The sequence below is a fragment of the Dawidia soli genome, from assembly GCF_018598185.1.
GTDB lineage: Bacteria > Bacteroidota > Bacteroidia > Cytophagales > Cyclobacteriaceae > Ohtaekwangia > Ohtaekwangia soli.
The window spans coordinates 64,515-86,938 of sequence record NZ_JAHESC010000013.1; the positions used below are offsets into that span (position 1 = coordinate 64,515).

The 22,424-nt window shown below is 50.9% G+C and carries 16 protein-coding genes and 1 pseudogene; 7 read left to right on the forward strand and 10 right to left on the reverse strand.

Features of this window, described 5'->3' with window-relative positions; genetic code table 11:
• Positions 1-31: 31 nt before the first annotated feature.
• Positions 32-424 carry a YbjN domain-containing protein gene (locus KK078_RS10855; protein ID WP_254090295.1) on the reverse strand — a complete coding sequence of 131 codons (393 nt, stop codon included), beginning with the start codon at positions 422-424 and terminating at the stop codon, positions 32-34.
• 102 nt (positions 425-526) lie between these two features.
• On the opposite strand from KK078_RS10855, the pseudogene KK078_RS30775 reads away from it, so the two are divergent.
• The 3 genes and pseudogenes from KK078_RS30775 to KK078_RS10865 form a co-directional block, all read left to right on the forward strand.
• Positions 527-700: pseudogene (locus KK078_RS30775) on the forward strand (helix-turn-helix domain-containing protein); the annotation flags it as partial.
• Positions 701-817: 117 nt separating this feature from the next.
• The gene (locus KK078_RS10860) at positions 818-1,204 is read left to right on the forward strand and encodes a hypothetical protein (RefSeq protein WP_254090296.1); all 387 of its coding nucleotides are present in this window, start codon (positions 818-820) and stop codon (positions 1,202-1,204) included.
• A gap of 64 nt (positions 1,205-1,268) precedes the next feature.
• Positions 1,269-2,408 (forward strand): glycoside hydrolase family 43 protein, encoded by a 1,140-nt coding sequence (locus KK078_RS10865; RefSeq protein WP_254090297.1) that lies wholly within the window; start codon positions 1,269-1,271, stop codon positions 2,406-2,408.
• Positions 2,409-2,414: 6 nt separating this feature from the next.
• Here KK078_RS10865 and KK078_RS30780 read toward each other — a convergent pair whose 3' ends face one another.
• On the reverse strand, positions 2,415-2,684 hold the full coding sequence (locus tag KK078_RS30780) for a (2Fe-2S) ferredoxin domain-containing protein (protein WP_394370557.1): 270 nt from the start codon (positions 2,682-2,684) through the stop codon (positions 2,415-2,417).
• 136 nt (positions 2,685-2,820) lie between these two features.
• Between KK078_RS30780 and KK078_RS10870 the strand changes: the two genes are divergently transcribed.
• The 3 genes from KK078_RS10870 to KK078_RS10880 all read left to right on the forward strand — a co-directional run bounded on the left by KK078_RS10870 (position 2,821) and on the right by KK078_RS10880 (position 5,180).
• The gene (locus KK078_RS10870) at positions 2,821-3,384 is read left to right on the forward strand and encodes a Crp/Fnr family transcriptional regulator (protein WP_254090298.1); all 564 of its coding nucleotides are present in this window, start codon (positions 2,821-2,823) and stop codon (positions 3,382-3,384) included.
• 119 nt (positions 3,385-3,503) lie between these two features.
• Positions 3,504-3,893: a RidA family protein gene (locus KK078_RS10875; protein ID WP_254090299.1), complete on the forward strand. Its 390-nt coding sequence runs from the start codon at positions 3,504-3,506 to the stop codon at positions 3,891-3,893.
• Positions 3,894-4,184: 291 nt separating this feature from the next.
• A complete protein-coding gene (locus KK078_RS10880) occupies positions 4,185-5,180 on the forward strand; it encodes a hypothetical protein (protein ID WP_254090300.1) in 996 nt (331 codons plus the stop codon).
• On the opposite strand, the gene KK078_RS10885 is transcribed toward KK078_RS10880, so the two are convergent.
• Together KK078_RS10885 and KK078_RS10890 are read right to left on the reverse strand one after the other, a co-directional pair.
• Positions 5,172-6,062 (reverse strand): sugar phosphate isomerase/epimerase family protein, encoded by an 891-nt coding sequence (locus tag KK078_RS10885; RefSeq protein WP_254090301.1) that lies wholly within the window; start codon positions 6,060-6,062, stop codon positions 5,172-5,174. The genes KK078_RS10880 and KK078_RS10885 overlap by 9 nt on opposite strands.
• A gap of 160 nt (positions 6,063-6,222) precedes the next feature.
• Entirely contained in the window at positions 6,223-7,026 is an 804-nt protein-coding gene (locus KK078_RS10890; RefSeq protein ID WP_254090302.1) for a GNAT family N-acetyltransferase, read from the reverse strand.
• A 617-nt stretch (positions 7,027-7,643) separates the two neighbouring features.
• On the opposite strand from KK078_RS10890, the gene KK078_RS10895 reads away from it, so the two are divergent.
• Positions 7,644-10,112, forward strand: coding sequence for a Kelch repeat-containing protein (locus KK078_RS10895; RefSeq protein WP_254090303.1), 2,469 nt, complete (start codon positions 7,644-7,646; stop codon positions 10,110-10,112).
• A 71-nt stretch (positions 10,113-10,183) separates the two neighbouring features.
• On the opposite strand, the gene KK078_RS10900 is transcribed toward KK078_RS10895, so the two are convergent.
• From KK078_RS10900 to KK078_RS10925, 6 genes are all read right to left on the reverse strand, one after another.
• The gene (locus KK078_RS10900; RefSeq protein WP_254090304.1) at positions 10,184-12,307 is read right to left on the reverse strand and encodes a hypothetical protein; all 2,124 of its coding nucleotides are present in this window, start codon (positions 12,305-12,307) and stop codon (positions 10,184-10,186) included.
• Positions 12,308-12,539: 232 nt separating this feature from the next.
• Positions 12,540-13,355 (reverse strand): DUF3823 domain-containing protein, encoded by an 816-nt coding sequence (locus tag KK078_RS10905; RefSeq protein ID WP_254090305.1) that lies wholly within the window; start codon positions 13,353-13,355, stop codon positions 12,540-12,542.
• A gap of 36 nt (positions 13,356-13,391) precedes the next feature.
• Entirely contained in the window at positions 13,392-15,452 is a 2,061-nt protein-coding gene (locus tag KK078_RS10910; protein WP_254090306.1) for a RagB/SusD family nutrient uptake outer membrane protein, read from the reverse strand.
• A 35-nt stretch (positions 15,453-15,487) separates the two neighbouring features.
• Positions 15,488-18,733, reverse strand: coding sequence for a SusC/RagA family TonB-linked outer membrane protein (locus KK078_RS10915; protein ID WP_254090307.1), 3,246 nt, complete (start codon positions 18,731-18,733; stop codon positions 15,488-15,490).
• A 19-nt stretch (positions 18,734-18,752) separates the two neighbouring features.
• Positions 18,753-20,213, reverse strand: a complete 1,461-nt coding sequence (locus KK078_RS10920; RefSeq protein WP_254090308.1) for a glycoside hydrolase family 76 protein — start codon at positions 20,211-20,213, stop codon at positions 18,753-18,755.
• A gap of 20 nt (positions 20,214-20,233) precedes the next feature.
• The gene (locus KK078_RS10925) at positions 20,234-22,057 is read right to left on the reverse strand and encodes a carboxypeptidase-like regulatory domain-containing protein (RefSeq protein WP_254090309.1); all 1,824 of its coding nucleotides are present in this window, start codon (positions 22,055-22,057) and stop codon (positions 20,234-20,236) included.
• Between the last annotated feature and the right edge of the window lie 367 nt (positions 22,058-22,424).

A 22,424-nucleotide genomic window follows, 5' to 3' on the forward strand; every position in this document is an offset into this window, starting at 1 on the left:
ATTTTTTGGTGAAACAATCGCTGGTTCTCTATTACAGCTTCGAAAAGTCAATGATCTGCTGCGAAAATTCGCTCAGTAGTAAACCGAGGGAGTTCAACGCGCTTTCAAACTCATTGAAGTCGATATTTTGAAGCTGCATGGTATACCGGAATAATACCCGATCGCCTTCCTCATTTATGACAAAGGCGCCGTGGATGGTGTCCCGGTTTTTTTGCAGCAGCTTTTTGAACATGTTCAGATTATCTTCCCGAAAGGAGAATAAAAACTGCTCCATAATGAGAATCGGAGGCGCAATGCCGAGAATCAGATTGTGGATGCCGTCGGGTTGATTATCGATCTTGAGAATACCATGCTGTTCGTTCTTATACAGGATTCTGCAGTTAAGCCTGCGTGCGAAGTCTTCAATAGTCTCAAAAGGGTTCATGCGCGTGGTGTCTGCTGACAGGAACAAAGCTACCGATTATTTTCGTTAATGCAAAAAATATTAGCATTGTGATAACCAAAATTACAACTATCTTTGAGGGGTATGACAAAGATCGGCGCTAATATTAAGAAGATCAGAACTACGAAAGGCCTTAGCCAACAGGCATTTGCAGACTTGTTTGAGCTAACAAGAGGGAATATTTCTTCTTATGAGGAGAATCGGGCGGAGCCTAGAATTGAGACAGTCGCGCAAATTGCCAATTATTTTAGCATTCCGCTAGACCAGTTTATCGGAGAGAACCTGTCCATCCATGCAATACTGAAGTATAACGGAGATAAGCTGATCGAGGATGAAAATCACATCATAAATCTTCAACTTCGACAAGTTCCATTCATGAATGACGCCATTTACATGAAATGTTGCTACCAGGAACTGTCATTCAACGACTGGAACAGTTTTCCGAAGCTCACCCTGCCGGAAGTAAACAATCGCAACCTGTTCGCGCTGGGAGTTAACTCGAATATTCCCCACCACGAATCGCTTCCGCTCTACCAGATGGGCGATGTACTGATTTTCGAGGAGGTGACCCAACAGAATATCCACCTCTGTCAGCACAAGACCGGGCTTTTTGTTGCCGAGCGGGAGATTATGATCGGTCAATACGAAATGAAAGACGAAAAAATTTATCTGGTCCTGAATGATTTCAAGAAAGAGCGATTCGACTTCAAGCTCGCGCAAAAGTTTTGGAAGCTGTTTGCCACCTACCGGCACGAGCAATAAGCGATCCCTTCCATTTTCGTATGTAAGTTCCTGCCGTTATATTTGTATGTATACACAATAACGAATGAAACCTGCAGCAAAGATTTTAATAGCCTCTCTTCTTTTAACGCTAGTCCTCCATGACAGCGGCTTGTTTGCACAGACCGGCAGCACGTATCAGAACCCGTTGCAGGTGACGTTTGGCGATCCGTATGTACTGCATACAAAAGATAAATATTATATGTACGGTACCGGTGGCAGGGCCAAAAATGGATTTGCCGCCTATTCGTCGACCGACCTGGTACACTGGAAAGATGAGGGGCAGGTGTTCTATGCGGGTAATCGCAATGGCTGGAGCGATTCCACCGCCGCCTGGGACGGCGCCTATTGGGCACCCGAAGTATATGAATATAACGGAAAGTACTATATGTTCTACAGTGCGCAATGGAAGCACAACCCTGGCAAGGAACTGGAGAATTTTCGGATCGGGGTCGCGGTGGCGGATAGCCCGACCGGTCCCTTTATCGACCTGACCGATAAGCCTGTCTTTGATCCGGGGTATCCTGTCATAGACGCCAACGTCCTTTTCGATGCCAGCGGTAAAATTTACCTGTACTACTCGCGGTGTTGCTATAAGCACCCCGTGGAAAGCGAAGTAGCCGCCTGGGCCAAACAAAAAGGGTGGTTCGATACGATAGAAGAAAGCTGGGTGTACGGCGTGGAGCTGAAGCCCGATTTCAGCGGCGTAATAGGCGAGCCCGTGCTGCAGTTGCGTCCCCCGGTAAAAATGAATGATAAACAGGCGGACTGGGAGAGCCGCTCGGTGACGTCAAAAGAAGTCAACCGCCGCTGGACGGAGGGCTCCGTCATTTTCAAAAAAGGAGACACCTACTACATGATGTATTCCGCCAACTATTTCGGCGGCAAGAACTACGCCGTAGGATATGCCACTTCAAAAAGCCCGCTGGGTCCGTTCACCAAAGCGGCCAACAACCCGGTATTACAGAAAAACACAGAAAAGGGCGGCGTGGTGACGGGAACGGGACACAATAGTGTTACCTATTCACCGGACGGGAAAGAGATGTTCTGCGTATATCATGCGCGTACGCTGGCGACGGGTGACGAACGGGTTGTCTTTATCGATCGTATGAAGATTCTGAATAACGGAACGCTCGTGGTAGAAGGGCCTACCACCACGCAGCAGGCAGCGCCCCAAGGTAAATAGGGTCGATCACCGCGCGTTATCTTCCAGAAGAGACATGGCTGTCTGTTCGGTCACTTCAAAGTGCCATACGTCCTTTGGCATTACTGCCACGACGGGACCGCGCTTGCAGTTATCGGTACAACCGGTCTTAATGACCTGTACTTCCCGTCTCAACCGTTGCTCTTTGACCGTGCTTTTTAATTGCTTGTACAGATGCTTTCCGCCGCGCTTTTTGCATTTGCTTCCGCAGCATACATACAAGATGCAACCGGGCTTGTGATGAAAATCTCTTGACACGCAACGAAGTTAGGAATTAGACAATGTCTTCGCAAATCCTGCCTCGGGAAACAGCGGGCTGTCGGCTCCCGATCTGGCAGACGGCAGGCCTGCTTACAATTTATCCGGTATTAAAAGGCGTTATATTTGTCACGCTATGCATCAGAAATTAAAGGCACATATCGACAAGATCGCTCCCCTTACAGACGACGAGTTCGCATTCGTAAGCAAACACTTTACCGCAAAGAGCTTTAGAAAACATCAGTTCCTCGTACAAAAGGGAGAGCCGGTATCGTATAACTATTTCCTGCTATCGGGGTTGACAAAACTGGTATATACAGACGACGAATCCAGGCAGCATATCCTGGCGTTTGCCATGGAAGATTGGTGGGACACCGACCTCCAGGCCTACTATACCCGGACAAAGGCGACGTTGTCTATGGAATGTTTAGAAGATACGGAAGTCCTTTGCCTATCACTGGACAATTACCAAGCGCTCTGTGCCGGCCTGCCCAAGATCGAGCACTTTTTTCTGGAGAAGGCAATCTTTGGGTTCCTCGCCGCCCAGCGGCGGATCCTTTCCCTGATGACCTCCAGCGCCGAAGAGCGTTATAACCAACTGGTCAAACAGCATCCATCGCTCCTGCAACGCGTGCCTAAAACCCACCTGGCGGCCTTCTTAGGAGTTTCACGGGAGACCCTGAGCCGGTTGGCGGTGTGACCTGCCGCACACCATAATCGTGCGGTAGGTCACGGTCACAACTCGGGAGGTGTCGGTAGCTTTGTCCTACAAATCGGTCATATAGGTGTATGGCCATTATAACGCAAAGCAAAAACACAATGGAAAAACGAGTTATCAATCCATGGAAATGGCAGGACGAACGTCATTACGTTCAGGCGGTGGAAGTAAAACAGGTACAAAGCACGTTGTATTGCGCCGGGCAGGCAGCCGTGCATGCGGATGGAACGTCCAGTTCGGCAGACATGCAAACACAGTTACAGCTGGCGATCCAGAACCTGGAACAGGTAATCCGCGAGGCCGGGTATGAATGCAAAAACATCGTGCGTCTGAACGTTTATACTACTTCGCATGAAGAATTTTTCCCCTGTTTTGAGGCATTCGGAAAATGGATCGCCAAAAATGAGATCCGGCAGGCCGCTACCTTCTTTGAAGTAAAAGCGCTGTTTGAAACGTTGAAAGTCGAGCTGGAGGCAACCGTGGTAAAGTAGCCCAACCCAGACGTTGGGACAAGCTATTGCCGCATGTGTAAACTGCGCAAATCCGACTTTGGTATCAAACGGAAAAAGCAGGCTTAGGAGCGCTCGATAAAGCCTTCAAGGTACAGTACCTGAAGGCTTTATTAGTATTAAACTATAGCTTTCCGGGGGATCAACGCTGCGTTTAGCCAACACGTGTCCTCAGGATCCAAGAATCAACCGTTCATCCATTACAGCTACATTTTAACGACAATCGATATGTTTATACCGTTTTAGATTGATCTTTACCTGAAAACAGGATACATGCTTTTCAGGTTAACCGAAGTAGTGGAACAGGTACGATATGCCGATTTCTCAGAGGGATCGTTGATCTATATAGACCGACGCGGCACGGTTATCTGTAAAGATGACAATGGCACCTGTGTCATTGCCGAAAACATGAAAGACTTCCGGGCCGACCTGTCGTATATCTTTTGCTTTAACAAAATGGATAACCTGGAAGTGTACCGAAAGGGCGAAAAGATAAAGCACTTCGATGGCACATTTTGCCGTTTACCGATATACCAGAACGCCGATCATGTATTTGTATTTCAAGAAGTTGACGACGTAGAGAAATTTATCAGGCTGGACGCCAACCTGCACGCTGTGACGTATGCCTGGGACGACAACTTCCCAAGCGACATCCGCGGCGAGTATTTTTTTGTCAGACAGGGAGCCCTGTTTTCCTGTCATCGGCTATCCGACGGCCAGGAGCTCTGGACCATGAACGTGTATGAAGTGTCCGGTGAAACGGAGGGATCCGTTATGTACGATCGCATACTGCTCGACGGAAAACTGTTTATCAGTCTGGTCACGGGTGTCGTGCTTTGTCTGAATGTCGCCACGGGCGAGATCATCGAAAAGATTCCGTTTGATAAAAGTAGAATACAGCTCCACAACGGACTGATCTACGGTACCGGGGGTCGGGAATTGGGCATACTAGATCCAAAAACGTTGACGTGGCGCACCGTCGACTTTTCAGAAACCCTAAAAGGCCATAATTTTCATTTTCAGGCAAACTGTTTTATCGTACAGGGCGATGAGCTGTATTTTATGAACAGAGTACCGCATTATACCAGCGAAGGAGCGCATGTCATCGGTGTTGTCAAGATCAGCACTCGTGAATTGTTGTGGCATATCGATATTCCCGTCACCGAAGGCTATTTCTGGGTCGAAGACATGGGCGTAAAAGGAGACAAACTTTATGTATTAGCCCAGGAAGCTGTACTGCATATCTTTGAACGAAACGTACTATCGTAACAATGCTTGCAGGTTGGTCTTGAAATACGAGGCACTGTCCCGAATGCTTTGCATGGAGTTCACCGCGAAGTTACCGCCTTGCTCGAGAAAATAGTACTGAAGCCCTGACTGAGAAGCATAGGGAAGTATGGCGGTGTAGTCGATCGACCCATTGCCGAGCTCGGTATAATCGCGTGTTTTTCGATCCATGTCTTTGATATGCCACATCACAAAGCGGCCCGGTTGCTTTTTAAAAAGCTCCGCGGGCGTGAGCTTGGACGAATGCATAACCCAATACAGATCGATCTGCAATTTTACCAGCGATGCATCGGTGTCGGCCAGCAGTACGTCGTACCCGTTCACGCCCTGCTGATCTGTAAACTCGTAATCGTGATTGTGGTAGGCAAAGCCCAGTCCCGCCTTGTTCACCTGCTCACCGACCTTATTCAGCGTTTGTGCCAGGAGTTTGAACTTGTCGATCGTACGCGACTCCGGATCGAGCCAGGGCCACGTGATATATTTCTGTCCCAGGGCCTTCGCCCCCTCGATACATTGGTCGACATAACGACGCAATACATCCTCCGGCTGGAGGAAGTACCGATAGAAGTCATAATGGCCGCTGCTGGTGGTCAGTTGCAGGCGATCCAGCATGCTTTTAAAGGCTGATGCATCTATACCATAATACCGGTTAGTCTCCGGTTCAAATCCATAGGTTTCCAGGTCCTGGTATCCCAGGGATGCCACTGTTTTCAGCGTGCCGTTCAGATCTTTGGCGAGTGCGTCCCGGATGGTAAACAGCTGCAAGCCCATTTTCAGCGGTTTGGCTGCGCCGGCGAAAGCCTGCGATAACAACGGCATGCCTAAAACCATGGATGAGTTGATGATAAAATCCCGGCGGTTCATAGAGGATAGTGATTGAGTATTCCCGGAAATCAAGGTAGGCATTAATTCGCGAAAGGAATCATTCCAACCGATTTTTTAACCGTGCTTCTGCGAGCACTACCCTTCCCACGGAATCCCGGGGGTTAAAAGCTCGCCGCCTATAACATTGTACGGATCATGCTTACAGATCCCCTACCTCGCGATACATCCCACACGCCTGTATAAATCCGAATTGCCCATAGAACGGCGCCAGGTGATCACCTGTGAAAAGACCCACGGTAGCTTTGGGGTGAGCATTCGCTTTCAGCCAATCGATGAGCCCTTGCATGAGCGCGGTACCGATGCCGCGCCCTTGCCAGGCCGGCAGCACCATCACTTCGCGTATATAATAAAAGCTCATATTGTCTCCTACCAGGAAGGCGCATCCCACAGCCGCGCCCGTGGCTATATCTTCTGCAACAGAGGCCATACGAAATACCGCAGGGTGCTGCTTTAGTTCAGCCTCCGCTGCCAGCCAACCTACCGCCCGCAAGAGACCGGAGTGCTCTGCGAGTGTGGGCAGTCGTAGCGCAATGCGAACCGGCGATGCTTCGGGCGCCGGATTCCGGGCCTTGGCCACGGCGGCGAAATGGATATAATAACCATTGATATCGCGTATAGTATATTGCTTGTGAGCCCACGGCCTTATCTGCAAAGGGTCCACGATCGTCGCTCCGTTCCGTTGATGAAGCGCATACAGGCTTTCGATATTACGCATGCGGATCCACACAGCGTTACCGACCGACGCCGCGGCAAGCTCCGGCTCCTCCGAAAATTGTATATGGGCGGCCCCGCGCCAGGACACCGCCCCCAACGTCGGTGGATCCCAGATCCACTTGTCGGGAAAACCGAGTACATCCTGCCAGTAAGTCACAGACTCCATTACATTCTTTACCGCCAGTACAGGCTCGGCATGCGAGAATACCGGCGCCGGATCGTTTGCCATAGGTTCCATAACATGATACCCCCTGTCGAATATACATAGTTTTAGCCGTCGCCACCGGTCCGGCCCGGCAAACGCTTTCGTTCAAAACGTCCTTTTGCAACGTTATCGCTAACACCGTTCACCTCCTGGAAATCCCTGAATCGCTTCGCCGCGCGCCAAGAATTCTGATATTCGTACAAATCTTTCAGGCTAACTCCGGATGAACCAAACTTCGGGCCGTATAAGGCGCTTAAAATACGTAACTCATTGGAAATCAGACTGAATAAGCGTCTTTCAGCGAAAATTGGCCGCGTTAACCCCTGGGAGATTAAACCCTGTCGGTACATGAAATAATAAATTGAAAATCAATGCTTTAGCAAATAAAATAATCGCTTTTTAGGGACCTACCCGGGTTTCTTGCACTAGCGTGTGTTCCGTGCTGGCAGAGCTAGATGACCCGCAGAACAAAGTGCAGACAGGAATGAAAATGATCTTTTTTTTTATTTTGTCCCAAAAACCAATCGATTAAGACCTTTAGGATGACAGAGCAAGGGGGCGAACGGAGTTTCTTTCGGAATTTTAAAGCTATGCTTTCACTGATAAAATCATATTGCTATATATTTCTAGTATTTGGTTTTATGCCGTTGCAAGCTGCCTCGCTGGGCGGATTAAAGTTTCATGGCAGCGAACAGCCCATCAATCAAAGAACGTCGTACAACGTTTTCGGTGATCAAATAGTAGAATTTTCCGACAGCCTGACCATTGAGTTCGATCTGTCGCTCTACGCCACCACCCGGATCGGTTACATCATCCGCATCAAAAATGCCGAAAGCAACCGCATCTACAACCTGTTCTACGACGCACAGGGCAGCAACCTGGTCTTTAAGTTTAACGAGGAGGGTAAATACAGCCTGATCGTTGCCACCTTCCGCGAAAAGGAGCTGCTGAACCTGCCCTGGTTTAAAATGAAGATCGCCTTTGACCTGAAGCGCGACTCCATCTATTTAACGATCCACAACCAGAAGTTCAGCGCTGCCAACGCCCTGCCCGATACTTATCGTCCTACGATCCTCTTCGGCAAAAGCGATCACATCATCGACGTGCCGTCGTTTGCGATCAAAAACCTCTCCATCGGCGGTAAAGAGCGCTATTTCTTTCCCTTGAAAGAGAGTACGGGTGACATCGTGCACGATGCCAACGGCACGGCCTTCGGCCATGTATCCAACCCGGAGTGGCTCGTGAACGACGCCTATCACTGGCGGTATAAAGCTTCTTTTAAATCAGAGTCTGTCGCGGGCGCTAACTACAACCCCGAAAAGAAGGAGATATACTACTTCAACCGCGACTCGTTGCATATATACAATGTACGGTCGGGCGAAACAACCGTCCAGGTCTTTGGAGAAAAATGCCCGGTCGAGCTCATCCTGGGAACGAACTTCATCGACACCCGGGACAACAAGCTGTATTCGTACGAAACTTACTACGCGCCACCGCGCGACAATTACACCGGTCCCACCGTCGCGAGTCTTGACCTCGACACCCATCAATGGACGGCCGAAAACACCAGCCAGCTCATCAGCCCCCTGCACCATCATGGCTCGTACTTCAACCCTTCCACCGATCAATATACCATCTTCGGAGGCTTCGGAAAAATGCACTACAGCAACACGTTCTATGCTTACGATCTGAATAAAAATAAATGGGACACGCTGGCCGGTTTCACCGGAGACTTCCTGTCGCCACGCTACTTTTCTTCCGTCGGGTATTTACGAAAGAACAACTCCATCTACATTTTCGGGGGTATGGGCAACGAATCGGGTGAACAAACCGTCGGCCGAAAATACTACTACGATCTCTATAAAGTAGACTTAAACACCAAGCGCGTTGCCAAGCTGTGGGAAATTCCCTGGGAGCACGACAATATGGTGCCCGTACGCGGCATGGTGGTACTGGACGACTCCTGCTTTTATACGCTGTGCTACCCGGAGCATTTTTCCGAGTCGTTCCTCAAGCTGTACCAGTTCTCGCTGAAAGACGGCAGCTACAAGATACTGGGCGATTCCATCCCCATCTACTCCGACAAGATCACGACCAATGCCAACGTATATTACGACAGCGCGCTGAACAACCTGTACGCCGTCGTGCAGGAATTTGACGATGACATTTCCTCCGATCTCAAGGTATACTCATTGTCGTTCCCGCCTATCACTGCCGACGAGCTGGCCAGTTATTCCAGAGAAAAGCGGAACTATGCCTGGGCGGTCGCCATCTTTGCGTCACTGTTAGCCGCCGGCACGGCGTATATTCTCTATAAGAAGCAACAGTCCAAGCTCACCGAGAACGACGACGACACACAAAGTCTGTATATCGAAACGGAAAAACCGGAACCGACAACAGCAAGGCCCAACGCTATCTATCTTTTTGGCGAGTTCACGGTAAGAGACCGAAGCAACCGCGACATCACGTATATGTTCAGCGCCCAGCTGAAACAAATATTCTGTCTCATTCTGCAGTACACGACCACCGAAGATGGTATCGCGTCGCAGCGGCTCAGCAACATCCTGTGGCCCGACAAGCCAGCGGACAAAGTAAAAAACTCCAGAGGCGTTACCATCAATCACCTGCGCAAGGTATTGAGCGAGCTCGACGGGATCGAACTGGTCTATGAAAAAGGTTTTTTCAAAATAGCCCAAACCGAAAGCTTCTATTGTGACTATACCCGCTGCATTCAGATCATCACCGCCAACGAAGTGGAGACACGCCGCGACGAGCTGATCGAAATCGTTTCGCGCGGCAAGTTCCTGCAACTCTCCGACCATCCGCTTTATGACTCTTTCAAAGAAGAAGTGGAAAAGAAGCTCGAACCGGTATTGCTATGGGAGATGGAAAAAAGCTTTGATGCCGAACTTTACCTCACAACGATCGCGTTCGCCGAAGCCATTGCCAACATCGATCCGTTGAACGATGTATCGCTCGCCTTCCAGATCAAAGCGATGCAACGGTTGAAAATGAACGATGAAGCGCGGATCCGGTACCAGACATTTGTGATCGATTACAAAAAGGCGATGGGGAATGATTATCCCCACGCCTATAAAAGCTTAACGTAAACTTACCCAAGCTAAACGCTAAACTTAACAACTTACCTAAACTAACTAACTAAAACGTATCGTCGATCCCGTCACCAGCTCAGTTTCACCTGAACTCCGTCGGGATTATTTTCAAAACTCAGGAAACAGGTCTTGCTCGCGGCATCCCACGAAGTCTTCGACTCCACCGGCTTTCCGGCAGCATCGGTTACCTGGATCTTCTTTGCCTGGGCCGGCAAAAGTACCCGCATCACGTTGGTCGTACTCGCCGGGCTCCTGGCTATAAACGTATAAGACTTCTTGCTGACTTTCTCGTCGTAAACGCGCGCGGCGGCAGCCAGTACCTGTGGTGTCTTCGGGTTCTTCACGCTGCCGATATTGTATAAAAACGCCTGCTCACCCGGGTTCACCTGCTTTTGATCCAGTACGGGAATTTCGGGATCGAACAGATCGATGAGCTTCCCCTTCAGGACATATGGCGACGCGTCTGAATTTTCATCTACAACCGAAATAATTTCGTAGGGGCCGCGTGTCAGGGCGAAGTGATTCTTATACTGCAGCGTTGCTTCACCCGCTTTTGCTTCGTATAGCTTTTTGACGGTGTTGATATATTCTTCATCGCTGTTTGCTTTCAACACAAATTCCTTCGGGTCGTTGCGCAGAATCACAACCTTGCCTTTGCCGCAGGTATATTCACCGGCCTGATACGGTTCTTTCAAACCCAGCGTCCTGAATAAATGTTCCGACGGAGCCTGGAATGTGTTGCCGCCGGTATTCCACCATTCCTGTACGCGCTGGAAGGCATCGTCATCCCGGCCGCTGTATATCAGCACGCCGCCGTTCTTCACCCATGCCGCCAGGTGGTCGTGGGCGGTCTTATCCATGGGTTTCATGTTGGCGTACGACATGATCAGGATGCTGACGTCCTTCCAGGTTTGCGGGAACGATACATTTTCAATATGCACGGTCTTGACAGGTACGCCGCGCTTCAGCAACGGAAGTGCCTGACCATAAAAATTAGCCAACTGCGGGTCTTCGTAACCGCTGTGCGTTGGAAACCGCTGGAACATCAGGGAGTTGGACATCAGAATGCCGATACCTTGCGAACCGTTCACCTTGTTCTCCGACAGCGGCATGTTGTTCAGCGTATTGATCATCACCTGCATCTGCGTAGAATAAAAACGAGGGATCTGCGCTTTCTTGTCGCTGTTGGCGCTGGTGCGATAGAGACCTTGATAAATGCGGTCCGGCCAGGGCATCACTTCGTAATCCGCAATCATCGGATACAGCAGCTGCGCGGTGAACGTAGCCTGGTAATTTTTCTTGTAGTCCGCCCAGTCGCGGGGCCAGTCTTCGATCGGGTCCGTCAGGAAAAACATCTTTCTTCCCGTGGGCGCCGTCATGGACTCCATGGAGCCATATTCCAGGAACGCCGTTTCAAACACGCGCTCTTTCTTCTCTCCATTAAAGAAATTGGGCTCGCGCGACGTGCCGGTCCATACCTGTGCGATGTAGCCGTCCACGCAGGGCAGCGATGCCAGGCTCGCCTCGGGGCTGACGATCATCCACTGCGAATAATTCACCAGCGAATGGGTGGGCACATAACACCGTACGTTCATGCCTTTGGTCTTGCCGTACTCCTTCGCATACGTGAAGCATTCGTTCAATGCGCGGTAGTACAGATGATATTTTAACTTATTTGACAGGTAGGTGTTTTCCGGCGACTCGTGCTGCGGCCTCCAGTCAAATCCATAATATTCTTTCCACTCTTTCTTAAAGGCTGTGCTGTAGCCAGACCGTGCCCAGAATTCAGGCTCTTCCAGAAAGATGGCGTCGATACCCGCGTCGATCACGCGCTTGATGACAGCTTCCTTCATGTATTTAATGAAGTTCATGGACGGCACGATGTACGGCACCAGGCGTCCATGCCAGAGGGTGTCTCCCTTTTGGGTCACCTGCCCTTCGTCGAGGTGCCATTTGCCATCCCACTTGCCGGTGAAATAGTCCTGGTATTCGCCCCAGGCAATACCGGTCATGAAATGAGTTTTATATCCTTTGTCGCGCCAGCTTTGCACGCGCTGCTCAAAGGTCATATTTCCTTTGCCGTGATGATCTTTCACGCTGTAAACGATCGCCACATCGGCCCGCACGTCTGTTACGGGCTTCCAGGGATTGGAGGTTTGAAAAACGGTCTTTTCGCCGGGTTGGCCTGACACCTTAGACGCCGCGGGCGTTGATTGAGAAAACGCCTGAACCGAAAACGCTACTAAAAGACAAAATAAAATCGACTTGCACATGAGAACTCTATACTCCTTGTTAAAGAAAAGAAGGTCATGCCCGCGGCGAGCTGCTTTCGAACAGCTTCCAGTAACATGACCTTCCTATTATTTCAGAGACGGTCAACGACTAACGCCGGCTGTAACCTCTGGCGTTAATCCCAAATTCAGCTTACGGAACCAGCAGTTGCTTGGATTCGTTGTAATTCCATCTTCTTGTACCACTACCTTTCGGTGTGTCGTAGTTGATACGCGCGGCCGCACGGACGAATACGGATCTTCCCGAAGGAATCGTACCGATGGATTCAATCGTCACCACTTCGCCCAGCAAGGCGTTAAAAGCGCCCCCGGCATATTCAATCTTGCTGGACCAACGCTCGTCGCGTGCACGATACCCCACCGTTGAAGAATAGCTGACGAACAGCTGGATATCGGTTACGTTTTGAAAGTTCGCGTTATAACCTCCCATCGGCTCGATCTTCGAACGGAACTCTTCTTCCGACACGCCGCGGGTAACGCGTACCTGCGCTTTCACCTTGCCATTGATAATCTGAGGCTCGCCGACCCATTCAATGTTCAGGAAGGGCTGCACTTCAAATTTTACCTTCGTTAGGTCACCAATGGCAACCTCCTGTGTTTCGTCGGCCAGTGGAGTTCCCCGGTCATCTTCACGCAGCAGCGGAATGAACGGACCATCTACACGCACATTATAGGTGCCGGCAAAAATCTTGGTATTCTGAAATGTGCCATCAGGTTTGCAATAGAAGTCAGGATTCGGCAGCACGTTCTCACCATAGCTGAGTTCCAGCAAGCGCACGCGAATACCTTCGCTTCCCTGGTCGGTGAGGATCGGCGCGCCGGTTTCAGCATCCACCACTTCGCCCTGAATCGCTGCCGACGGTTCATCTTTATTATCCAATTCAAACAGCCCGCAGGAGTTGAGCGAGAGCAGCGCCAGCGAAACTATATATACTGATATTTTCTTCATGTTTGTAATTCTTAAATATTGGCAATTCATCATTCCCTATCGGTTCGGTTGCTGGTCAATGAGCGGGCTCTTCGACACCTCGCCACCTGGAATCGCGAAATAATAATCTACAATGTTATATTCGAACGTCTTCTGGCTCACCCATTGGAAGTGGGCATCGAAGAAGTACTGACCGGTCTGTGAAGACATGAACGGATACAGGCCGCGGAACTTGTAACGCGAGTTATTGCTGAACATGTCTTTATCACGCGCTTCGCCCCAGAACAAATCACGCGCTTCATAGTGATTAACTCTCCAACGACGCAGATCCCACTTGGCCTTGTGTTCCATCGCCAGTTCCTTGCGACGTTCTTTCCGAACGAGGTTGCGCCCTGCTTCGCTGCCGGTAATGCTTCCCAATAACGGGTTAGCGCCCGCGCGCTCGCGAATGGCGGCGATCGCATCCGTTGCCACTTGCAGCATGTCCGATCCGTCCGGTGAAGGTTCACCCGCCAGGCTCAGCTCTACACCCGCTTCAGCAGCGTTCAACAGCACTTCTGCGTAACGCATCAGGACGTACGGCTGCGCCGACTTGCCTTCCGCCGGTACAAATGCCGGATCCGGATTCAACCACTTGCGACCTAAAAGACCCGTCAGACAGCCTTCGCCATTGTTATAGAACGGGCCATTTTCGCCCGCTGCTGCCGTGGGTACTCCGTTCACCGGCACGATTTCCTGATCGGTCAATTCGCGCGGGCTGAGGTACAGCGACTTGGGAACTCCCGTGTACTGATTCAGCTGTTGATAGTGTCTTTCGGCATTGGCATAAGAATAGTCATTGAACAGTGGACTGATCGGCGTGCTACCGGTATAAATACCTGCACGGAGCTCAATCTCGCGGTTCTTAAACATATCACCCGGGAAGATTACGTACGCGCGCAGACGGGGTTCGGCATTTTCGAAGAAATCCATCGGAGAGTCGTACATGACATACGTTCCCTCGTTGTTCCTATCACCGGTTGTAACTTTAATCGTACCGTCGGGATAGCGGGGGAAACCATCAAACAGCTCGACAAAATCCAGTGTCGGGCAAGTGCCCGATGCCAGGGGCGATTTGAAGATATACGGTGAATTGTATGCGTCATACGCGTGGGTGGAAATCGGGTATGTGTATTCTCGCGCATAGATGGTCTCCGTGCTGCTGAGATCTGAGAACATATCGACCATGTTCTGGTATTGCGCTTCTTTGTCATTGGCGGCCCACTTCTTCTTGTACAACGAGAATCGGTTGCTTTTAATCACTTCCTGGGCTGCCAGATACGCTTCGCGGAAATAGCGGCGCGATGCTGCGTCCCAGGTCGTGGGGTCAAAGCCCATCACACGCACACCCGTTTTCAAGCCGAGACCTGTGAGGCGGCCCGGAACGGTCTCATTGTATTTCGCGACACTACCGGCATACAACATCGCTTCCGACTTGAATGCCAACGCCACATACTTGGTAGCGTAACCTCTTTCCGTGTCAGGGTTGGTCGAACGCAGCAGGGAAATGGCCATATCGAAGTCGGCCAATACCTGATCCCAGGTCTCCTCCTCTGTGGACCGGGCTATTTCCGGATTTTCATCGTTCGGATATTTAATAACGCGGGTCACCAGGGGCACGCCGCCGAAGCGACGCGCCATGGCATAAAATGCGGTAGCTCGAGCATAGTAGGCCTCTCCCAGGTAATGGTTATAGGTGACTTCCGGAAATGACTCTTTATACTCCGGCAACGTTTCGATCAAGTAGTTCGCATCGCGAATCAACACGAAGGCATCTTTCCAGTAGGCGGTCCGCTCGCTGGTAAACGCGCGGCAGATTCCGTCACGGTTCACGGCCTCGCCGGTACCTTCGATACCGGATGCGTTCAACCAGCCGTTGTATTCCATACCCCATTCGCCCATGTACTTAAAGTCCTCGAACGGCATCCGGCTGTACATCCGGGCAAGGTACACTTTCATACCCGACTCATTCGTCAGCAACGTCTCGTCACCGATCACATTTTTCGGCGGAATGTCCAAATCCGTACAAGCGGATACACAGAACACTCCGATCAACAATAAAATATATAACCTATTCATATATAGTTCAGATTATAGCTCGTTAGTCTTTAACGTTAAAATTTAGCCGATACACCCAGCGTATAGGTCTTGTTCAGCGGATACAGTCGTCCCAGGTCGCTGTCGGGGTGCTCGGGATCGACAAATTTCACGTCGGTGATTGTAAACACGTTGTAAGCGTTAGCGAACACGCGGACGTCCAGGGATGACGAAGAACGCTTCGGTAAGGAGTACCCCAGCTCTATGCTCTTCAAACGCAGGTAGGCTGTGCTCACGCGGTTGAAGGATGAATTGTCACGCGGATAATGTCCGGTGTAACCATAGTAACCACTCACCCATTCGGTTTCCGGGTTGTAGGGATCCGCATTCGGATCTACCGGGTGCCAACGATCGAGGTATTGCTCCAACGCGCCACCACCGTTGCTACCCCAAATACGGTAGAGCGGTTCCTGGTAGGCCATCGAACCCATCGCGGTACCCTGGAACAGGAAGTTCAAATCGAAATTCTTGTAATTAAAGTCCGCGCCCAGGCTGAAATTCAACCACGGTGTCTGATCGAATGCATACGGGTGTTGATCCTGATCGTTGATCTCGCCGTCGCCGTTCCAGTCTTCGTATTTGTAATCACCCGGCAGAATGTCGCGATCTTTGTAGATCGGATAGCTCCAGATATCCTCCCAGCTTGTATAACGTCCGGCAGACTCGAAGCCGAACTGGATGCCCTGATAGCGATTGTTCAGGTTGTCGTTACGCCATTTGTCGTATGAGTTTCCGTACGGGCCATTGGCAGCACCGAACAGCCATTCGCGACGCGTAATGGTAGCAATCGCGCGCACCTTGTAGGCAAGCTCACCGATTTTATTACGGTGATTGAGCTCGAGATCAAGACCAAACTGACGGTCACGGTCGAGGTTTTCAACGGGAGCGGCGGTACCTACGATCGTAGGAATTTCACTGCTACGCTGTGTATGGAGTCCGGTCCGTTTGCGTTGGAAATAGTCTAACGAAAAGCCAAACAAACCGTTCCAGCCTTCATAGTCCACGCCGACGTTGAACGTATGTGCTTCCCACCACGTTAACTCGCTATTACTAACGATTACATCGGCGCCGTTAATAAACTGACCGCCAAACACATTACCGGGAGCCCACTGGTTATAATAACCGTTTGCCGCGTTCGAGTTGGTGGACGGATATTTATAACCGGGATACCAATCATACCCCAGTGTACCGTCGTTGGAAGTTACACCGTAACTCGCTCTGAATTTCAACTGGTCCACGAACGACAATGCCGAAATGTTTTGAAAGAAAGGTTCTTCCGAAATCCGCCAGCCGATGGACCCCGAAGGGAAAAAGCCCCACTGATTATCTTCCACGAACTTCGAAGAACCATCATAGCGGAATTGGAACTCGGCAATGTAGCGATCCTTGTGTGTAACGTTCACCCGGCCGAGTGCGGCCGCGTTGGCGATCTCATATACGTCGTCTGTAGTCGAGCCCATCCCGCTCACCATACCCTCGTCGTTTACGCCCGCGAGCAAATACGGTAAGCCGAAGGCCAGGTTCCGGCGTGCAAAGAAGTTGTCGCCTGTTTTATTCTGGCTCTCCCAGCCAAGCAATCCCACCAGTTTTGTTTCACCGAAGGTGCGGTTATAATTCAACAGGAACTGACCTAACCACTGCCGTCTCTCCGACATTTCGCGTTGCAACTGGTTGGGTGAGCTCAGGTTGTACAATTTGGAAACGTATTCGCCGGAAAGCGGGTCAATCGCATACTGGAAATACTCGCGACGATACGCGTCGTTGTTGTTTTGACGGTAATCATAGCTAAACATACCTTTCGCAGACAACCCTTCCAGCGCCGGTGACACCGTGCCAAAATCGAATGTAAGCGACGCGGAAGATTGAAAATCCTTTTGTCTGAACTTCCGATACCCGGAGATATCAGAGGTCATCATCGCCACCGTATTTTGCTCCAGCGCCAGGCCCTCATAGTTCAGCATCGTACCTTCGGGATCCGCATACGCGGGAAACAGGACACCCTGCGCCCAGTAGTTCCGGATGATGTCCACCGAGCTTGCGTAGGGTGTATTACGTTCGTCCGAAACTCCCGCCAGGTTGAGATTCAGCGATACGCCTTTGTAAAGTTCCGTGGTGATATTGGTACGCAGGTTATACTTATTGTAGTTCAGGTCACCCGATTTGAAGATCCCCTCCTGATAAAGGTATCCGCCGCCGATATAATATTGCGTATTATCGTTTCCACCGGCGATGCTGATATCGTGTTGCGTTTGCGGAGCCGTATTGGCGATGATCAGTGAGTTCCAATCGGTGGTAGGCCGCTGCCCGGTGCGGAAGGCTTCAAAGTCCGCCTCGTCATAGATGATATTGCCACCATTGATGTTGTTCCTGCTCTGCTCGTTATAAAGCGTCATGGTACCGTAAGCGTCTGCCAGCTTGGGCATGTTAGACGGCTTCTGAATAGTAACGGAACCGTTGTAGCTGATGACCGGCTTTCCTTTCGTTCCTTTCTTGGTCGTTACCAGCAGCACGCCGCTCGCGGCGCGCACGCCGTAGATGGCGGCCGCCGCATCTTTCAGTACCGAGATGTCGTCGATGTCGGCAGGATTCATGCGTTGAAAATCCGCCATGGTGCGGGGTACACCGTCGATCACGACCAGTGGATCGCCCTGCATACCGCGGATATCGAAGCTAGTGTTATACGTACCGGGCTCTGCGCTTCGTTGCCACAAACGCACACCGGCTACGCGACCCGTAAGCATGTTCTGCGGGTTTTCGTTTTTGGTCCGGCGTAATTCTTCACCCTTGATGGCGGCTACCGATCCGGTCAGGGTAACCTTTTGTTGTGTACCGTATGCCACGACCACCACCTCGCCCAGCTGCGTAATATCCGACACCAGTGCTACGTCGATGTTCGTTTGCGCACCCACTGCAACCTCCTGCTGTACATAACCGATAAACGAAAGTACCAGCACCTCGTCTGCGCTGTTGACATTAATTACATACTTGCCATCGGCGTCGGTCGTGGTGCCGCGGGTTGTACCTTTCACAATCACGCTCACACCCGGCAAGCCCGAGCCATCGTCCGCCGACGTGACCGTACCCGTTACGGTAATGCCCTGCAACGGCGAAACGGCAGTGATGGCGGCTGTATGGTTTATTATAGGGTTGGCGTCGTTTGCTTCCGCTGCAAAAACAGAAGCAACGACAACGCACTGCGTCACGATTCCGTAGGCGGAATACTTCAGCAGTTTCTTTGACAATGATTTGTATTTTTTCTGCATACGCTAAAGATCTTAGAACTTATTTCTCCAGTTGATAGCGCGCCAATACAGCGTATTCGGCGGCATACGTAAAATTGAACATGCCCTCCACCTGGTTCTGGTTGTTGTCACGAGACCAGCCCAGCAACAAATTGATGGGCAAAAATCCCTTGTAGGCGAAGTTGTCGTAGCCGTAGTCCAGGTTTTTCTGAAACGTTTCAGCATATGTACCGGCCGCTTCGTATGAAGGAGCAACATCTACATAGGCACGCGCCAGTACGCCATTGAACCATGTGTTAAAGCCTGTGATGGCATAGGTATAATACCCTTGCTTGGTGGCGTTCGGCTTCGCGAAGTACTTGAAGGTGTCGTCCGCCAGTTTCTTGGCATCGGCCAGATACGCTGCCTCACCCGTAACACGGTACAGATCGGCGCTGCCCGAAAGCATGGATCCGCTGTTGTACGAATACGGAGGGCCTGCCGGGCTGTTGCAAGCAACGCCTTTGCGATAGCTTACGCCGTCGACAACCTCGAGCTCATGCTTATTGGGAGCACATCCGCCCATCAGGTCGTCGTATACTCCTTCGCTGCTGCGCAACAGCGCTTGTTTTTGCCAGGCATAGATCTTCTTGGCAAAATCCAGGTAGTAGTCACTCTTCTTTACCTCTTCCGTCAAACGCGTCTTCTTGTCGGTCGCGTCGACGTAATGGCGTGTGGTCACATCGTCTTTATCCTTGTACAGCTCGTGCAGCCATACCAGGGGGCTTACCATCGGTCCGTTGCTGCAGGAGTGTTTGGTAATGTAACCCGGTCCCCAGGTAATACCTCCACGCTCGGTGCCGTCGTCGTTGCGGGTACAATCCCAGCCGTCCAGCACATACTCGGTCAGGTATTCTGCTTTCTCCAGATACTTCGTGTCGCCTGTCAGCTTATAGGCTTCGAGCATCTCGCGGATAAACCACATCTGGTCGTCATACACGTTCATGACGCCTTCTACCTCCGCGGAGCCCTTCCCGCTGCCGCGATTCACACCGTACACCGACCAGCTTTTGGTCTGTGTGTACGATGTCAGCTCAAACGTTCCTTTGTAGTAATCCGCGTTCTCATACAGGCTGGACAACAGCTCTTTGTACTTGTTAAAGTTTGCATCATACAAGGCAGGTTTGCCGTGTTCCTTCTGTGCCTGAAGACCGTGAAGAATAGCGTTTACCGCTTCGATACCGGCTGTATACATCCAGACACTACCCTTTTCGTCGGGGCGATTACCCGTATACGGATTGTAGTAGCGGGCCATCGCCATGCCGTCACCTGTAAAGTGACCGGCAATCGTCGCGTCGGTCAGCTCCATGGCCCGCTTCAGGTTTTGTTCGGGCTGGTTTACGTCGCCATCGCCGTCCGGATCTTTATCCGGTCCGTTGTCCGACGATGTATCACTACAGGCAGCAAAAATGAACAATAAAACAAGGCTGCAGGTAGTTAATAAGTTGCGTAGTCGTATCATTTGTCTAATCCCCTCTTTCGTTATTTCAATTCAATCTGTCGGATGCTCAGTTTGTTTTCGCCGGACTTAACCATGTTGTACACGCCAATCACGATGGTTACGTCCTGGCCGTCAAACGACGATAAGTCATATTCAAAGCTGGCGTAAGCACTCAGCTCACCGTTTCCTTCGCCTGCCTGGTGTGAAAACTTCCAGAGTCCGTCCACGTCGGCGCTCGCGCTGTTTGCTGTGTTTGACGTAGGCGAGAGATGCGTTAACGTCCCGTCATTCTGTACGGCGCTTACTTTAAAGTAGGTGGGACTGCCACTGAAATTGCGCGCATGCAATACCAGTTGATCGCTGCCACCGCTGATGGAGAACTTGGCATAGATTTGTGCTTCCGGTACGGTAGAGCTCGTTTCGTTATCGTCGCGCGTCTTGATAATGAACCCTTGTCCGGCAAAAGGCTCCGGGTCTTTCTTCACTGGCAACAACGACCAGTTCGCGCCGATGTGGTTATTATCCCTCCAGCTGCGATACGCTTCGATATAGTGATCACGGTTTTTATCGCCGGTGTAGGTGGTCAGCCCGGAGAAAATCTTCTTCGTCTGCGGCATTGTCGACGCTGCTGTCTCTGTGGTCAGCTTCCAGCCGTTAACAATTTCAGTACCCGGCAGCCACTCCCAGCCGATAACCTTCCGGTTAGAAAAGCGAATAGCCCGTAGAACAAGTTGTTTCCAGTAGTCACCGGTTGCTGCACGATAGGTACCGACAGCGATGATAACCTCTTTGCCTACATAGGCACTCAGGTCAAAGTCGAAATCCTGATACGCTTCGGAGTTTAAGCCTTTGGTTTCACCGATCTTAACGGCAACCGGATCCGCTGCAGAAAGGTCAACCACCTGCACGCCCCAGATCGTCGGTGCGGCATCCGATGCACTGTGTGTACGCACGCGCAGCGACAGGATTTTGTTATCGTCCGTAATTTTCTTGCTGCCAAATACGAAAGAGTCGAATACATCCAGATTGGCGGGATTCGCGCGATCAGCGTCGTCATTGCGAATGCGTAGTGTTGTGCCTTCGTTCTGCTCTTCCCAGTTACCCCGGAAATCAAGCGTACCCATATAGTTCGTCGACCAGTCCCAGTGCGGGTAAGAATCAGCGTTTCGGCCGCCGCGGTATTCGTTGAAGTACCACTTTTCAGCGGCAGCTAAATCGTCGGCTGTTAATCCACGCAGAATCTCTTTGCCGCCCATGTTCACATCGCCGACATTGGCAATGCCGGTGGCAACATCAAAGTCGCCTTTGCCGACCGTTTTTGTCACGTCGACGTAGCCGTCTTTATGGAACGTGACAGAATAATTGTCAACGATGAGGTTCTCGATGGTAAAGCTGCCGTCGGCGCCGGTAACCGCTTCGCCAGCTACCCCTACAGACACCCGTACGCCTTCCAGCGGTGCCAGACCATTCTTGGCGTCTTTCACAACACCCACGATCAGTTTCGACGCATCCAACATAGACGCGTCCACCGTTGCGCGGTTGTTTTCGTCAAAATCACCAGCGTCTACGCTCAGGCTTGTGCGCAACAGTCCCGTTTTGGAGAATGTCACCGCATGCAGCTTCACTGACACTCCGTCAACGGAATATTTCCCGTTGGCATCGGTCGTCACCACGATGTCCTCCTCTTTGACGCCCGACACGGTCACCGTGACGTCAGACAGAGGCTGTCCCTGCTCGCCCGTCACCGTACCGGAAATGGTCCCTAATGCAACGCTCGTCCCCTCGTCGTCCTCGCAGGAACTCAACAACACAACGAATGTCCCCAGCAGCATAACGTACTGTAAGAATCGTAAAGTTTTACTCATTGGTTTTTAGGTTTAGATAAAAAGAACTTCTTCAGTTTAGTTGTTTAGTGTGTTATCGATTGCGAAATGCTTTCTATCGATTGCAAATCGTATCGATTTTACCAGCGGGGTGGTTAGATAATGGGTTAGAACCGGGTTAATGAGCCGGAAAAAATTGCTAATCTGCGTTTCCACGCACTTTTGCTGTTTGCGGTCGCAGAAAAATTTTGAACCGCAAACCGGAAAAATTAAGGTCGAATTAATCGGTGGCGTAAGGTGGAATCAGTAGAAACTTTCGCCTGCTAAATCCATTCAGCAATCGATTGGGGGCATATTTCTGCTTCTGGTGTTAAAACGGGCTTATTAACCCTTGTTCCGGATCGATACA

What these genes read in the sequence shown, in the direction of transcription:
- KK078_RS10875 (WP_254090299.1), top strand. Translation starts at nt 3,504, where the DNA reads ATGGAAAAACGAGTTATCAATCCATGGAAATGGCAGGACGAACGTCAT.
- KK078_RS10865 (WP_254090297.1), top strand. Translation starts at nt 1,269, where the DNA reads ATGAAACCTGCAGCAAAGATTTTAATAGCCTCTCTTCTTTTAACGCTA.
- KK078_RS10855 (WP_254090295.1), bottom strand. Translation starts at nt 424, where the DNA reads ATGAACCCTTTTGAGACTATTGAAGACTTCGCACGCAGGCTTAACTGC.
- KK078_RS10870 (WP_254090298.1), top strand. Translation starts at nt 2,821, where the DNA reads ATGCATCAGAAATTAAAGGCACATATCGACAAGATCGCTCCCCTTACA.
- KK078_RS10905 (WP_254090305.1), bottom strand. Translation starts at nt 13,355, where the DNA reads ATGAAGAAAATATCAGTATATATAGTTTCGCTGGCGCTGCTCTCGCTC.
- KK078_RS10915 (WP_254090307.1), bottom strand. Translation starts at nt 18,733, where the DNA reads ATGCAGAAAAAATACAAATCATTGTCAAAGAAACTGCTGAAGTATTCC.
- KK078_RS10890 (WP_254090302.1), bottom strand. Translation starts at nt 7,026, where the DNA reads ATGGCAAACGATCCGGCGCCGGTATTCTCGCATGCCGAGCCTGTACTG.
- KK078_RS10925 (WP_254090309.1), bottom strand. Translation starts at nt 22,057, where the DNA reads ATGAGTAAAACTTTACGATTCTTACAGTACGTTATGCTGCTGGGGACA.
- KK078_RS10920 (WP_254090308.1), bottom strand. Translation starts at nt 20,213, where the DNA reads ATGATACGACTACGCAACTTATTAACTACCTGCAGCCTTGTTTTATTG.
- KK078_RS10885 (WP_254090301.1), bottom strand. Translation starts at nt 6,062, where the DNA reads ATGAACCGCCGGGATTTTATCATCAACTCATCCATGGTTTTAGGCATG.
- KK078_RS10910 (WP_254090306.1), bottom strand. Translation starts at nt 15,452, where the DNA reads ATGAATAGGTTATATATTTTATTGTTGATCGGAGTGTTCTGTGTATCC.
- KK078_RS10880 (WP_254090300.1), top strand. Translation starts at nt 4,185, where the DNA reads ATGCTTTTCAGGTTAACCGAAGTAGTGGAACAGGTACGATATGCCGAT.
- KK078_RS10895 (WP_254090303.1), top strand. Translation starts at nt 7,644, where the DNA reads ATGCCGTTGCAAGCTGCCTCGCTGGGCGGATTAAAGTTTCATGGCAGC.
- KK078_RS10860 (WP_254090296.1), top strand. Translation starts at nt 818, where the DNA reads ATGAATGACGCCATTTACATGAAATGTTGCTACCAGGAACTGTCATTC.